At 61.2% G+C, this 13,245-nt stretch carries 14 protein-coding genes; 9 read left to right on the forward strand and 5 right to left on the reverse strand.

All coding sequences use genetic code 11. The features are described 5' to 3' along the window. Positions 1 to 18 precede the first annotated feature (18 nt). From ctaD to LIY36_RS03330, 3 genes are all read left to right on the forward strand, one after another. On the forward strand, positions 19 to 1,605 hold the full coding sequence (ctaD, locus tag LIY36_RS03320) for a cytochrome c oxidase subunit I (protein WP_017734710.1): 1,587 nt from the start codon (positions 19 to 21) through the stop codon (positions 1,603 to 1,605). A 150-nt stretch (positions 1,606 to 1,755) separates the two neighbouring features. Then, positions 1,756 to 2,307 carry a cytochrome c oxidase assembly protein gene (locus tag LIY36_RS03325; protein WP_192298185.1) on the forward strand — a complete coding sequence of 184 codons (552 nt, stop codon included), beginning with the start codon at positions 1,756 to 1,758 and terminating at the stop codon, positions 2,305 to 2,307. Positions 2,308 to 2,342: 35 nt separating this feature from the next. Further along, positions 2,343 to 3,230, forward strand: a complete 888-nt coding sequence (locus LIY36_RS03330) for a cytochrome c oxidase subunit 3 (RefSeq protein WP_192298186.1) — start codon at positions 2,343 to 2,345, stop codon at positions 3,228 to 3,230. Between the two features lie 6 nt (positions 3,231 to 3,236). Here LIY36_RS03330 and LIY36_RS03335 read toward each other — a convergent pair whose 3' ends face one another. Next, complete coding sequence (locus LIY36_RS03335; protein WP_017528731.1) at positions 3,237 to 3,440, reverse strand: twin transmembrane helix small protein; 204 nt, start codon at positions 3,438 to 3,440, stop codon at positions 3,237 to 3,239. Positions 3,441 to 3,475: 35 nt separating this feature from the next. On the opposite strand from LIY36_RS03335, the gene LIY36_RS03340 reads away from it, so the two are divergent. Genes LIY36_RS03340 through LIY36_RS03360 form a run of 5 tightly spaced genes read left to right on the forward strand, consistent with a single transcriptional unit; the run spans position 3,476 to position 7,399 of the window. After that, the gene (locus LIY36_RS03340) at positions 3,476 to 4,240 is read left to right on the forward strand and encodes an SURF1 family protein (RefSeq protein ID WP_226454793.1); all 765 of its coding nucleotides are present in this window, start codon (positions 3,476 to 3,478) and stop codon (positions 4,238 to 4,240) included. Then, entirely contained in the window at positions 4,206 to 4,790 is a 585-nt protein-coding gene (locus tag LIY36_RS03345) for a hypothetical protein (protein WP_226454794.1), read from the forward strand. Before LIY36_RS03340 ends, LIY36_RS03345 begins: the two co-directional genes overlap by 35 nt. A 10-nt stretch (positions 4,791 to 4,800) precedes the next feature. Continuing rightward, positions 4,801 to 5,880, forward strand: a complete 1,080-nt coding sequence (locus LIY36_RS03350; protein WP_192298189.1) for a COX15/CtaA family protein — start codon at positions 4,801 to 4,803, stop codon at positions 5,878 to 5,880. Beyond that, complete coding sequence (cyoE, locus tag LIY36_RS03355) at positions 5,868 to 6,767, forward strand: heme o synthase (protein ID WP_192298190.1); 900 nt, start codon at positions 5,868 to 5,870, stop codon at positions 6,765 to 6,767. Before LIY36_RS03350 ends, cyoE begins: the two co-directional genes overlap by 13 nt. Further along, positions 6,764 to 7,399 carry an SCO family protein gene (locus LIY36_RS03360; protein ID WP_192298191.1) on the forward strand — a complete coding sequence of 212 codons (636 nt, stop codon included), beginning with the start codon at positions 6,764 to 6,766 and terminating at the stop codon, positions 7,397 to 7,399. Before cyoE ends, LIY36_RS03360 begins: the two co-directional genes overlap by 4 nt. A 162-nt stretch (positions 7,400 to 7,561) precedes the next feature. On the opposite strand, the gene LIY36_RS03365 is transcribed toward LIY36_RS03360, so the two are convergent. Genes LIY36_RS03365 through LIY36_RS03375 form a run of 3 tightly spaced genes read right to left on the reverse strand, consistent with a single transcriptional unit; the run spans position 7,562 to position 10,065 of the window. Next, on the reverse strand, positions 7,562 to 8,332 hold the full coding sequence (locus LIY36_RS03365) for a MetQ/NlpA family ABC transporter substrate-binding protein (protein WP_192298192.1): 771 nt from the start codon (positions 8,330 to 8,332) through the stop codon (positions 7,562 to 7,564). A 51-nt stretch (positions 8,333 to 8,383) separates the two neighbouring features. Beyond that, entirely contained in the window at positions 8,384 to 9,058 is a 675-nt protein-coding gene (locus tag LIY36_RS03370; RefSeq protein ID WP_226454795.1) for a methionine ABC transporter permease, read from the reverse strand. After that, on the reverse strand, positions 9,058 to 10,065 hold the full coding sequence (locus LIY36_RS03375) for a methionine ABC transporter ATP-binding protein (protein WP_192298194.1): 1,008 nt from the start codon (positions 10,063 to 10,065) through the stop codon (positions 9,058 to 9,060). The genes LIY36_RS03370 and LIY36_RS03375 overlap by 1 nt, the downstream gene beginning before the upstream one ends. Before the next feature lie 229 nt (positions 10,066 to 10,294). Here LIY36_RS03375 and katE point away from each other — a divergent pair, with 229 nt between their 5' ends. Then, on the forward strand, positions 10,295 to 12,424 hold the full coding sequence (gene katE, locus LIY36_RS03380) for a catalase HPII (RefSeq protein ID WP_226454796.1): 2,130 nt from the start codon (positions 10,295 to 10,297) through the stop codon (positions 12,422 to 12,424). Between the two features lie 101 nt (positions 12,425 to 12,525). Here katE and LIY36_RS03385 read toward each other — a convergent pair whose 3' ends face one another. Beyond that, complete coding sequence (locus tag LIY36_RS03385; protein WP_226454797.1) at positions 12,526 to 13,245, reverse strand: PA5502 family lipoprotein; 720 nt, start codon at positions 13,243 to 13,245, stop codon at positions 12,526 to 12,528.

A 13,245-nucleotide genomic window follows, 5' to 3' on the forward strand; every position in this document is an offset into this window, starting at 1 on the left:
GTTTGCAGGAGAACGGCCATGAGCACTGTGATCGATGACCATGGTCACGCCGACCACGCCCACGGTCCCGCCAAGGGCCTGATGCGCTGGGTGCTGACCACCAACCACAAAGACATCGGCACCATGTACCTGTGGTTCGCCTTCACCATGTTTTTGCTCGGCGGCTCGTTCGCCATGGTGATCCGTGCCGAGTTGTTCCAGCCCGGCCTGCAGATCGTCGAGCCGGCGTTCTTCAACCAGATGACCACCATGCACGGCCTGATCATGGTGTTCGGCGCGGTGATGCCGGCGTTCGTCGGCCTGGCCAACTGGATGATCCCGCTGATGATCGGCGCGCCCGACATGGCCCTGCCGCGCATGAACAACTTCAGCTTCTGGCTGCTGCCGGCGGCGTTCCTGCTGCTGGTGTCCACCTTGTTCACCCCCGGCGGCGGGCCGAATTTCGGCTGGACCTTCTACGCCCCGCTCTCCACCACCTATGCGCCGGAAAGCGTGACGTTCTTCATCTTTGCCATCCACCTGATGGGCATCAGTTCGATCATGGGCGCGATCAACGTGGTCGCCACCATCCTCAACCTGCGTGCCCCGGGCATGACCTTGATGAAAATGCCGCTGTTCGTCTGGACCTGGCTGATCACCGCATTCCTGCTGATTGCGGTGATGCCGGTGCTGGCCGGTTGCGTGACCATGATGCTGATGGACATCCACTTCGGCACCAGCTTCTTCAGTGCGGCCGGTGGCGGTGACCCGGTGCTGTTCCAGCATGTGTTCTGGTTCTTCGGCCACCCCGAGGTGTACATCATGATCCTGCCGGCCTTCGGTGCCGTCAGCTCGATCATCCCGACCTTTTCGCGCAAGCCGCTATTCGGCTACACCTCGATGGTCTACGCCACGGCAAGCATCGCGTTCCTGTCGTTCATCGTGTGGGCGCACCACATGTTCGTGGTCGGCATTCCGTTGGTGGGTGAACTGTTCTTCATGTACGCCACACTGCTGATCGCGGTGCCGACGGGGGTGAAGGTGTTCAACTGGGTCAGCACCATGTGGCAGGGCTCGCTGACGTTCGAGACGCCGATGCTGTTTGCCGTGGCCTTCGTGATCCTGTTCACCATCGGCGGTTTCTCCGGGCTGATGCTGGCGATCGCGCCGGCGGACTTCCAGTACCACGACACCTACTTCGTGGTGGCGCACTTCCATTACGTACTGGTGCCCGGTGCGATCTTCGGCATCTTCGCTTCCGCCTACTACTGGCTGCCGAAATGGACCGGCCACATGTACGACGAAACCCTGGGCAAGCTGCACTTCTGGCTGTCTTTCGTGGGCATGAACATGGCGTTTTTCCCGATGCACTTCGTCGGGCTGGCCGGTATGCCGCGCCGGGTGCCGGACTACAACCTGCAGTTCGCCGACTTCAACATGGTCTCGTCGATCGGCGCGTTCATGTTTGGCGCCACGCAGATCTTCTTCCTGTTCATTGTGATCAAGTGCATCCGTGGCGGCCCGCCGGCGCCGGCCAAGCCGTGGGATGGTGCCGAAGGCCTGGAGTGGAGCGTGCCCTCGCCCGCGCCGTACCACACCTTCACCACGCCGCCGGAGGTCAAATGAGCACTTCGGCCACCCAGCCACCGCAAATCCCCTGTGGGAGCGGGCTTGCTCGCGAAAGTGGTGTATCAGTCGCCACATGCAGTGCCTGGCACACCGCATTCGCGGGCAAGCCCGCTCCCACATTGATCGCGTTCACTTTGGGTGGTCGTTATGGCTGAGTCCGTACCGATCAGGCGGCTGGTGACGCGCCTGTTGATCCTGGTGGTCGCCATGTTCGCCTTCGGCTTCGCCCTGGTGCCGATCTACGACGTGATGTGCAAGGCGTTCGGCATCAACGGCAAGACCGCCGGGCAGTACGAGGGTGAGCAGGTAGTGGACCCCTCGCGGCAGGTGCGGGTGCAGTTCCTGTCGACCAATGCCATCGATATGGTCTGGGAGTTCCACGCCAAGGCGGATGAGGTGGTGGTCAACCCGGGCGCCGTCACCGAGATGCTGTTTGTCGCCTACAACCCCACTGACAAGGCGATGACCGCGCAGGCGGTGCCGAGCATTTCCCCGGCCGAAGCGGCGATGTATTTCCACAAGACCGAGTGTTTTTGCTTCACCCAGCAAGTGCTGCAACCCGGCCAACGCATCGAAATGCCAGTACGTTTTATCGTCGATCGCGACATGCCCAAGGATGTGAAGCATTTGACCCTGGCGTACACGCTATTTGATATCACTGCGCGCCAACCGCCGGTGGCTGTCCACACCGGGGGCTAGCTACTGTTTGCCCCCTCAATCAGGAGAGCGAATACATGTCGACTCATGATACGTACTACGTACCAGCACAAAGCAAATGGCCGATAATTGCCACGTTTGGCATGTTGGTCACCGTGTACGGCCTGGGTGTGTGGTTCAACGATCTCAAGGCTGCACGCCCGGAATCCCACGGCCCGTGGATCTTCTTCGTCGGCGGTCTACTGCTGGCCTACATGCTGTTCGGCTGGTTCGGGGCGGTGATCAAGGAAAGCCGCGCCGGTTTGTACAGCCCGCAGATGGACCGCTCGTTCCGCTGGGGCATGACCTGGTTCATCTTTTCCGAAGTGATGTTCTTCATCGCGTTCTTCGGTGCGCTGTTTTATGTGCGGCACATGTCGGCGCCCTGGTTGGCGGGCGAAGGCTCAAAGGGCATTGCGCACATGTTGTGGCCGAATTTCGAGTTTGCCTGGCCGTTGCTCAACAACCCTGATCCAAAACTGCATCCCGCGCCCGAGGGCACGATCAGTCCTTGGGGGCTGCCGTTGGTCAACACCATCCTGCTGGTCAGCTCCAGTGTGACCATCACCATCGCCCACCACGCCCTGCGCAAGGGCCATCGCGGCGCGCTGAAAATCTGGCTGGCGCTGACCGTGTTGCTGGGCTGGGCGTTTCTGGGCTTCCAGGCCGAGGAATACATCCACGCCTACAAAGAACTGGGCCTCACGCTGGGCTCTGGGGTGTACGGCGCAACGTTCTTCATGCTCACAGGCTTTCATGGCGCCCACGTGACCATCGGGACGATCATTTTGTTTGTGATGCTGATGCGCATCCTCAAGGGGCACTTCAATGCCGAGCACCAGTTCGGTTTCGAGGCGGCCAGTTGGTATTGGCACTTTGTGGATGTGGTCTGGATCGGGTTGTTTTTCTTTGTCTATGTGCTGTGAGGTGAATTACCACGGCGCGTGAGAAACCAACTGGCCACTGAAGAAGCCCCAGGTGATCAGCGCCAGGGTGATCACGGCCAGCACCACACGCACGGTCAGGGCGGTGACGAGGCGATTGGAGTGGCCCTCGTCCTTGACCAGGAAGAACAGACCACTGAACAGGCTCACGACAGTTGCGATCAGCATCAGGGCAATGGCTGCTTTGAGCATGGTCGGGCTCCTGGGGTTCAAGGGGGAGGCGGGCAATGAAAACAAGTATAGCCAGCGCCAGGAAACGCTTTCATCCAGGGATCGCCCCCACGTTGGTGGTGCTGGTGCTGCTGCCGTTGATGGTGGGATTGGGGTTTTGGCAGCTGTCCCGTGGTCATGAAAAACAGCTGTTGGTGGACAGCTACGCCGAGCGGCGTGCGGCTGAGCCGATCAGCAGCGCGCAGCTGGTGGATATGGCTGATCCGGCTTTCCGCCGCGTGCGCCTGCGCGGCCAATTCGATGCCGAGCACAGCGTGCTGCTCGACAACCGCATGCGTGACGGCAAGGCCGGTGTCGAGCTGTTGCAACCTTTCCACGACAGGGCCAGTGGCCTATGGCTGTTGCTCAATCGCGGCTGGCTGCCCTGGCCGGACCGCCGCACCCCGCCCGCCTTCACCACCCCGGACCAGCCGGTGAACCTTGACGCCTGGGTGTATGTCGCCCCCGGCGAGACCTTCCAACTGCATGCCGACCCCGCGACCGCGCAATGGCCGCGTTTGCTCACCGCCCTGCACCCTGCCGTGTTGTGGGCCGATTTGGATCGCAGCGGCTTTGCCTACGAACTGCGTGCAGAAGCCGGCCCTGGTACGTACGACACCTCTTGGGCCGTAGTGGCCATGGGCCCGGAAAAACACCTCGGCTACGCCGTGCAGTGGTTCGCCATGGCGTGCGCGCTGCTGGCGCTTTACCTCTATCTCGGCTGGCACAACACAAAGGAGAAGTCCCATGGGAGCGGCCATGAATCCACCAGACATGTCTGAGGCGCCGGACCGCCGCAAAGGCCGCTGGCAACTGATCCTGATCTTGATGATGGTGATCGGCCCGATGGCGCTGGCCACTTTCATGTACAAGCTGCAGTTCTGGGTGCCGGACAGTCGCAGCTATCACGGCGAGATGATCGGCAACGGCCAGACTCGCGCCGACATCGGCGTGCAGGCCGATGAACAGCGCTGGCAACTGCTGGTCACCGCCCCCGCTGCCTGCGCTGCTGATTGCCAGCAACTGGTGTACCTGGCGCGCCAGCTGCAAATCAGCCTGGGGCGTGATGCGTCCCGGGCCAGCCATGCCTTGGCCAGTGCGCAACCGGTGAGTGTCGACTACGAAGCCAAGCTGAAAGCCGAATACCCGCAGTTGCAACGCTACTCGCTGGACCTGTCGGCCTTTACCAAAGGCGCCGCCGCGCCGGGTGATGCGCAGCTATGGATTGTCGATCCCCACGGCAACCTGGTGTTGCGTTACGACGCCACGGTCAAGGGCAAGGACTTGCTCAACGACCTGCGCCACCTGTTGAAACTGTCGAATATCGGATAAGGGCATCGTCATGGCCAAACCAGGATTTCGCCTCGCGTTGTTTGCCACCCTGCTGGCGCTGATTGTCGTGCTGCTGGGCGCATATACCCGCCTGACCCACGCCGGGCTCGGTTGCCCGGATTGGCCGGGTTGCTACGGTTTTATCAGCGTGCCGCAAAGCGAAACCCAGCTGGCCCATGCCGAGTTGCACTTTCCCGACACGCCGGTCGAGGCGGACAAGGGCTGGAGCGAGATGATCCATCGCTACTTCGCCGGCACCCTGGGGCTGTTGATCGTGGTGCTGGCGGCGCGCTCGTGGAGCCACCGGCGCGATCCGGGCCAGCCGGTGAAACTGCCGCTGTTCCTGCTGGCGGTGGTGTTCGCCCAGGCGGCGTTTGGCATGTGGACGGTCACGTTGAAACTGTGGCCGCAGGTGGTCACGGGGCATCTGTTGGGTGGGTTTGCCACGTTGAGCCTGTTGTTTCTGCTGACGCTGCGTTTGTCCGGGGTGTTGCCCGCGCTGATCGTGCCCAAGCGCCTGCAATATTGGGCGACGGCCGGGTTGGTGCTGGTGATCGGCCAGATTGCCCTGGGCGGCTGGGTCAGTTCCAACTATGCCGCAGTGGCCTGTATCGATCTGCCGACCTGCCATGGCCAGTGGTGGCCGGCGGCGGATTTTGCCAACGGCTTTCATCTTACCCAGCACATTGGGCCCAACTACCTGGGTGGGCAGTTGGATAGCGAGGCGCGCACGGCGATTCATCTGACTCACCGCATCGGCGCGGTCGTGGTTACCCTGGTGCTGTTGGGCCTGGCCTGGCAACTGCGTGCGGTGGGCATGAGCCGCCTGGCGGGCCTGCTGCTGAGCGCCCTGGGCGCACAAATCTGTCTGGGCCTGAGCAACGTGTATTTCCATCTGCCGCTGCCGGTCGCGGTGGCCCATAACGCGGGCGGTGCCGCGCTGTTGCTGAGCCTGGTGCTGGTCAATTATCACGCGCGCACCAGCCTGGTCCGTGTGCGCAACCAGTTGCCGTTCGGCTGGCGTTTCATCCCGCGCAAACATGTCTCGGGCCTCATCACCCTTAAAGGAGAGATGCCATGGCGACCTTGATCGGCGCGCACCGCGGGCGGGCAATCTGGCGTGACTACCTGGAGCTGACCAAGCCGAAAGTGGTGGTGCTGATGCTCATCACCTCGCTGGTGGGGATGTTCCTTGCGACCCGCGCCGGGGTGCCGTGGACGGTGCTGGTATTCGGCAACCTGGGGATCGCCCTGTGTGCGGGCGGTGCGGCGGCGGTCAACCATGTGGTGGACCGGCGTATCGATGCCGTGATGGCGCGCACCCATAAACGACCGCTGGCAGAGGGGCGTGTGTCGCCCTTGGCGGCGCTGGCCTTTGCATTGTTGCTGGCGGTGGCCGGGTTGGCGCTGTTGCTGGCGTTCACCAACCCACTGGCGGCGTGGCTGACGCTGGCTTCGCTGTTGGGCTACGCCGTGATCTACACCGGTTTTCTCAAGCGTGCGACGCCGCAGAACATTGTGATCGGCGGTCTCGCGGGGGCGGCGCCGCCGTTGCTGGGCTGGGTGGCTGTCACCGGGCATGTCAGCGCCGAGCCGTTGTTGCTGGTGCTGATTATCTTCGCCTGGACCCCGCCGCACTTCTGGGCCCTGGCTATCCATCGCAAGGAGGAGTACGCCAAGGCCGACATTCCCATGCTGCCGGTCACTCACGGCGAGCACTACACCAAGGTGCATATCCTGCTCTACACCTTCGCCCTGCTGGCGGTGAGCCTGATGCCCTACGTCATCCATATGAGCGGCCTGCTGTACCTCGCCTGCGCGCTGGTATTGGGTGGGCGCTTTCTGCATTGGGCCCTGGTGTTGTACCGTGGCGGTCGGCCGCACGCGGCGATCAACACCTTCAAGTACTCTATCTGGTACTTGCTGCTGCTGTTTATCGCCTTGCTCCTAGACCACTACCTATTGTTGAACCTATGACCCGAACTCAAAAAACCGTCTTTATCCTGGTGGCCATCGTCGCGTTGATCATGGGCCTGACCGTTAATAAAGTGCTCAACGGCAAAGGCCAGGGCGACCCTACTGCGCTGATCGATGCTGGCATCATCCTGCTGCCCCAGAGCCGCCAACTGCCGGCGGTGAGCATGACAAACCAGGACGGCCAGCCTGTATCGGTCAATGAATTGAAGGGCAAGTGGAGCCTGCTGTTCTTCGGTTACACCTTCTGCCCGGACATCTGCCCGACCACCCTGGCCCAACTGCGCCAGATCAAAAGTGAGCTGCCCAAGGAGGCGGTGGACAAGTTGCAGGTGATCCTGGTCAGCGTCGACCCGCACCGCGACACGCCGACCCAGCTCAAGCAATACCTGGGCTACTTCGACCCGCAGTTTGTCGGCCTGACCGGCGCGAATGTCGAGGAGGTGCAGAAGGTGTCGAATGCGGTGAGCATCCCGTTCATTCCGGCGGACACCAGCAAGCCGAACTACACGGTGGATCACAGCGGCAACCTGGCGCTGATCGGGCCGGATGGGATGCAGCGTGGGTTTATCCGGGCGCCTTTGAATAATCAGAAGCTGGTGGTGCAGTTGCCGGTGTTGTTGCAGCGCAACTAAGTCGTACGCAGATCTGGCTAGCAATACATAGCAAATGTGGGAGCGGGCTTGCTCGCGAATGCAGTGGGTCAGTCAATATCTTCATCGACTGATACACCGCATTCGCAAGCAAGCCCGCTCCCACATTTTTTTGATCTCCGGTGTCTGGGAGATCGGGTTGGATCAGAACGCCGGCTTGATCGCGCCTTTGTACTTCTCTTCGATGAATTTCTTCACTTCAGGCGTGTGCAGTGCTGCGACCAGCTTCTTCACTGCATCCGAATCCTTGTTGTCTTCGCGGGTCACCAGGATGTTCACGTAAGGCGAGTCGCTGCCTTCGATGACCAGGGCGTCCTTGGACGGATCCAGCTTGGCTTCCAGGGCGTAGTTGGTGTTGATCAGCGCCAGGTCGACCTGGGTCAGCACGCGCGGCAGGGTGGCGGCTTCCAGTTCGCGGAACTTCAGGTGTTTCGGGTTGGCGGTGATGTCCTTGATGGTCGACAGGATGTTGTTCGGCTCCTTCAAGGTGATCAGGTCGTGCTTGGCCAGCAGCAACAGCGCGCGGCCGCCGTTGGTGGCGTCGTTCGGGATTACCACGTTGGCGCCGTCAGGCAGCTCGGCCAGGGTCTTGTACTTGCTGGAGTACGCGCCCAGGGGTTCCAGGTGCACGGCGCCGACGCTCACCAGATGAGTGCCCTTGGTTTTGTTGAACTCGTCCAGGTACGGCTGGTGCTGGAAGAAGTTGGCGTCCAGGCGCTTTTCAGCCACCTGTACGTTGGGCTGCACGTAGTCGGTGAAGACCTTGACCTGCAAGTCCACGCCTTCTTTGGCCAGGGCAGGTTTCACGAATTCGAGGATTTGCGCATGCGGCACCGGCGAGGCGGCGACCTTGATGGTCTCGGCGTGGGCGGAAAACGCGGCAACCGCAGCGAAAGCAACCAGTAGTTTTTTCATCCAGCAAGCTCCTTGTTCGGGCATCTGCCGACTGATAGTCGGCAATGGCCGTTATTTTCGAGAGTAATGTGTCACCAGCTTGTCGCCGATGGTCTGCAGAATTTGTACAAGCACAATCAACATCACCACGGTGACGACCATGACGTCGTCCTGGAAGCGTTGGTAACCATAGCGTATCGCCAGGTCCCCGAGCCCGCCGGCGCCCACTACGCCCGCCATGGCGGTATAGCCCACCAGGGCAATAGCGGTCACGGTGATTGCGGCAATGATGCCTGGCTTCGCCTCAGGCAGAAGCGCCTTGGTGATGATCTGGCGAGTGGTGGCGCCCATGGCTTGGGTCGCCTCGATGATGCCGCGATCGACTTCGCGCAAAGCGGTTTCCACCAGTCTTGCGAAGAATGTCGAAGCGCCGACCACCAGCGGTGGAATCGCGCCGGCTACACCCAGCGAGGTGCCGGTAATGAAGATCGTTGTCGGAATCATCACAATCAGCAGGATGATAAATGGCAGCGAGCGTATGGCGTTGACCACGAAGGCCAGCACGCCATAGGTGGCTTTCTGCTCCAGCAACTGGCGGGGGCTGAACAGGAACAGCAGGATGCCCAGCGGCAGGCCTACTACTACGGTGAAGAACAGCGAAGTGCTGAGCATCAGCATGGTGTCGCCCGTGGCGACCCAGATGTCGGCCCAGTCAACGTTGTCGAAATAATGCAGTAATACGTCCATTAGCGCAGAACCTCCATGTGGACATCCGCCGCAACAAAGCGGGCAAATGCCGCTTCCATGTCGCCGCCGGTAATGGCCAGAGTCAGTTGCCCGTAGGGGATGTCTTTGATGCGGTCGATACGACCGGCGAGGATGCTGTAGTCCACACCCGTTTCGCGGGCGACGGTGCCCAGCAGCGGCGCGTAGGTCGCATCGCCCTGGAACGTCAGGCGCACGATGCGGCCTGGGACGTGGGCGAAGTCGTCGCGTTGCTCGTTTTCGTCGACCTGCTCGGACTCTTGCACGAAGCGTTTGGTGGTCGGGTGCTTGGGATGCAGGAACACATCGGCCACCGTGCCTTGCTCGACGATCACGCCGGCATCCATCACGGCCACCTGGTCGCAGACGCGGCGGATCACGTCCATTTCATGGGTGATCAGCACGATGGTCAGCTTCAGCTCGCGGTTGATCTCGGCCAGCAGTTGCAGGACCGAAGCGGTGGTCTGCGGGTCGAGGGCGCTGGTGGCTTCGTCGCACAACAGGATCTTGGGCTTGGTCGCCAGGGCGCGGGCGATGCCGACGCGCTGCTTCTGGCCGCCGGACAACTGCGCCGGGTATTTCTTGGCGTGGTCCGACAGGCCGACACGGGCGAGCAGTTCGGCGACGCGCAGGTCGATGTCCTTGCGCGACAATTCGCCGGCCAGGGTCAGCGGCAGTGCCACGTTGTCGGCGACGGTCTTGGATGCAAGCAGGTTGAAGTGTTGGAAGATCATCCCGACCTGCTGGCGGAAACGGCGCAGGCCGTTGGCGTCCAGCGCGGTGACTTCTTCACCATCAACCGTGATCTGACCGCCGCTGGGTTGTTCCAGGCGGTTGATCAGACGCAGAAGGGTACTTTTTCCCGCGCCGGAGTGGCCGATCAGGCCAAACACCTGGCCGTTTTCGACACGCAGGCTGGTGGGGTGCAGAGCGGGGATCTCCCTACCGGCGACGCGGTAGGTTTTATGGACGTTTTGAAACTCGATCACGTAGCGAACCTTGTGGGGCGCATGAAATAGGGATCAGCGGTTAGCCGGGCGCGCATTTTAGCCTGTCCGTCCAGCGTTTCTTAGCATTTATTTCGCAATCAACCAGTGATTTGGCAATAACGCGATCAAAGGTCATAAAAAAGGAACGGCCCAAAACCTCATCAGTCACTACTTAGGTAACGCGACTTCCCGGGTGCCGTGCCTGGGTCTGAATAAGGAGTTTTGACTGATGAGTACGAAAAAGCCCCAGAGCGAACTCGCCGGAACCGACACCCTGGACCGCAAGAACACCAACGCCAAACTAGAGGCTTTGGAAACGTTCCGCTCCGACGCCACCGGCCAAGCGCTGCGTACCAACCAGGGCGTGAAGATTTCGGACAACCAGAACAGCCTGAAGGTCGGCGCGCGCGGGCCTTCGTTGCTCGAAGACTTCATCATGCGGGAAAAGATCACGCATTTTGACCATGAGCGCATCCCTGAACGCATCGTGCATGCGCGTGGTACCGGCGCCCATGGCTATTTCCAGACCTATGAAAACCATTCGGCACTGACCAAGGCCGGTTTCCTACGCGACCCTGGCCATAAAACCCCGGTATTCCTGCGCTTTTCCACGGTGCAGGGCCCGCGCGGCTCCGGCGACACGGTTCGCGATGTGCGCGGCTTTGCCGTCAAGTTCTTCACCGAGGAAGGCAACTTCGACTTGGTGGGCAATAACATGCCGGTGTTTTTCATCCAGGATGCGATCAAGTTTCCCGACTTTGTCCACGCCGTGAAGCCCGAGCCCCATAACGAGATTCCTACAGGTGGTTCGGCTCACGATACGTTCTGGGACTTTGTGTCGCTGCAGCCGGAGTCGGCGCACATGGTGATTTGGGCAATGTCCGACCGGGCGATCCCAAAAAGCCTGCGGGCCATGCAGGGCTTTGGTGTACATACCTTTCGCTTTATCAACGCGCAGGGGCAGTCCAACTTCGTTAAGTTCCACTGGCGGCCTACGGCCGGCACCTGCTCGTTGGTCTGGGACGAAGCGCAAAAGCTCGCCGGTAAAGATACCGACTACCACCGTCGCGATCTCTGGGAAGCCATTGAGATGGGCGATTATCCCGAGTGGGAGCTGGGCGTGCAGGTGATTCCCGAGGATAAGGAGCATGCGTTCGATTTCGACATTCTCGATCCGACCAAGCTGATCCCCGAAGAATTGGTGCCGATTACTCCGTTGGGCAAAATGGTGCTGAACCGTAACCCGGACAACTTCTTTGCCGAGGTCGAGCAGGTTGCCTTCTGCCCAGGCCATATCGTGCCGGGGATCGACTTCTCCAATGATCCGCTGCTGCAGGGGCGCCTGTTTTCCTACACCGATACTCAGATCAGCCGTCTGGGTGGCCCGAATTTTCATGAGTTACCCATCAATCGCCCGGTAACGCCGCTGCATAACGGCCAGCGTGATGCCATGCACCGGACCACCATCGATAAGGGGCGTGCGGCGTACGAGCCCAACTCCATTGATGGCGGCTGGCCCAAGGAAACCCCGCCTGCGGCGCAGAACGGTGGTTTCGAGTCTTATCACGAGCGCATCGATGCCCATAAGGTGCGTGAGCGCAGCGAGTCGTTTGGCGATCATTTTTCTCAGGCGCGCCTGTTTTTCCGCAGCATGAGCAAGCATGAGCAGGAACACATCATTTCGGCCTACAGCTTTGAGCTGGGCAAGGTGGAGCGTGAATTCATTCGTGTGCGCCAGGTGAATGAGATCCTCGCCAATATCGACCTGGAACTGGCCAAGCGTGTGGCGCAGAACCTTGGCTTGCCGGTGCCGAAAACAGGTACGGTGCCGGAGCGCAAGACTTCGTTGTCACGCTCGCCGGCCTTGAGCCAGGCGAACCTGCTGTCGGGTGACATCAAAACGCGCAAGGTGGCGATCCTGGCCGCGGACGGTGTGGACGGCGCGGCAATTGCGGCGCTGAAAAAGGTGCTGAAGGAGGAAGGTGCCCATGCCAAGTTGCTCGGGCCGACCTCGGCGCCGGTGACCACGGCGGATGGCAAGAGCCTTGCGGTGGACGCATCCATGGAGGGCTTGCCGTCGGTGGCCTTTGACGCGGTGTTTGTGCCGGGCGGCGCCAAATCGGTGAAAGCCCTGAGCGAAGACGGCGTGGCGCTGCATTACCTGTTGGAGGCTTATAAGCACTTGAAGGCGATTGCAGTGGTGGGTGAGGCCAAGCAGTTGCTGGAGTTGTTGAAGCTGGAGGTGGATGCGGGATTGATCGTGGGTGGCGATGCCAAGGCGTTGAAGGCCTTTGTCGCCGCAATTGCGCAGCATCGAGTGTGGGATCGGGAGCCGAAGGCTAAGGCGATTCCGGCTTAAGTCATCTGTTGTTGGTTGGATAGCTATCGCGGGCAAGCCCGCTCCCACATTTTGAGTTGTGGATACACTCAAGTGTGGGGGCGGGCTTGCCCGCGATTGCTTTATTCCGTCTTGCGCGGAATCAACACAACCTGCGCCGGGATCTTCTTCAGGATCTGCCGGTGGATCTTCAGGTCATACGCCGAATCCATGCGTTTGACCCGCTTGGTCAGCAGCGTGGCCAGCCAAGGGTAATCCTGGGTGCGCGGCACCTGGAGGCTCACGTCGCACTGATAATTCACCACGTCGGTGGCGATGGCATCGAGCTGATGACGCAACGCCTGGATGTCCGTGAGGTTCAGCGCCACGGTGGTGCTCTCGGCCGCCGGGTCGATGACCTTGGCCTGGGGCTTGGCTTCGGCGGCTTTCAGCGCGGCTTCGGCTTTATCCAGCTCGGCCTTGCGGGCGTGGCTGATGGCGCTGTTCACGCCGCCGGTCAGCGCCGGGGCCTTGGGCATCAGTGCGCGGGCGCGGCTGAGGGCAGTGGCGGCGGCGTTGACGTCACCTTTTTGCAGCACGATCTGGCTGCGCTGCAGGTAGGCTTCGGCCAATTGGCGCTGGTAGGACTCCAGCGCCGGGTCGTTGGGCGACTGCGCTTGCAGCGCCGCAAGCTGGTCTTCGGCGGTGGCCAGCTCACTGCTGGCGAGGTTTTGCTCCAGCTGCGCGATGGCCGCAGCGCGAGCGTCCGGGGCCTCGGGGGCGGCGGGCGGTGTGCTTTGACAGGCGCCCAGCAGCAAGGAAAATGCGGCAAGGAGCAGATAACGGGAGGTGAACGGCTTCAT

It is taken from the genome of Pseudomonas sp. AF03-9, from assembly GCF_020515815.1.
Taxonomy (GTDB): domain Bacteria; phylum Pseudomonadota; class Gammaproteobacteria; order Pseudomonadales; family Pseudomonadaceae; genus Aquipseudomonas.

Coding starts and splice junctions, on each gene's coding strand:
- LIY36_RS03325 (WP_192298185.1), top strand. CDS start 1,756: ATGGCTGAGTCCGTACCGATCAGGCGGCTGGTGACGCGCCTGTTGATC.
- LIY36_RS03360 (WP_192298191.1), top strand. CDS start 6,764: ATGACCCGAACTCAAAAAACCGTCTTTATCCTGGTGGCCATCGTCGCG.
- katE (WP_226454796.1), top strand. CDS start 10,295: ATGAGTACGAAAAAGCCCCAGAGCGAACTCGCCGGAACCGACACCCTG.
- LIY36_RS03340 (WP_226454793.1), top strand. CDS start 3,476: ATGAAAACAAGTATAGCCAGCGCCAGGAAACGCTTTCATCCAGGGATC.
- LIY36_RS03350 (WP_192298189.1), top strand. CDS start 4,801: ATGGCCAAACCAGGATTTCGCCTCGCGTTGTTTGCCACCCTGCTGGCG.
- cyoE (WP_192298190.1), top strand. CDS start 5,868: ATGGCGACCTTGATCGGCGCGCACCGCGGGCGGGCAATCTGGCGTGAC.
- ctaD (WP_017734710.1), top strand. CDS start 19: ATGAGCACTGTGATCGATGACCATGGTCACGCCGACCACGCCCACGGT.
- LIY36_RS03345 (WP_226454794.1), top strand. CDS start 4,206: ATGGGAGCGGCCATGAATCCACCAGACATGTCTGAGGCGCCGGACCGC.
- LIY36_RS03330 (WP_192298186.1), top strand. CDS start 2,343: ATGTCGACTCATGATACGTACTACGTACCAGCACAAAGCAAATGGCCG.
- LIY36_RS03365 (WP_192298192.1), bottom strand. CDS start 8,332: ATGAAAAAACTACTGGTTGCTTTCGCTGCGGTTGCCGCGTTTTCCGCC.
- LIY36_RS03385 (WP_226454797.1), bottom strand. CDS start 13,245: ATGAAGCCGTTCACCTCCCGTTATCTGCTCCTTGCCGCATTTTCCTTG.
- LIY36_RS03335 (WP_017528731.1), bottom strand. CDS start 3,440: ATGCTCAAAGCAGCCATTGCCCTGATGCTGATCGCAACTGTCGTGAGC.
- LIY36_RS03370 (WP_226454795.1), bottom strand. CDS start 9,058: ATGGACGTATTACTGCATTATTTCGACAACGTTGACTGGGCCGACATC.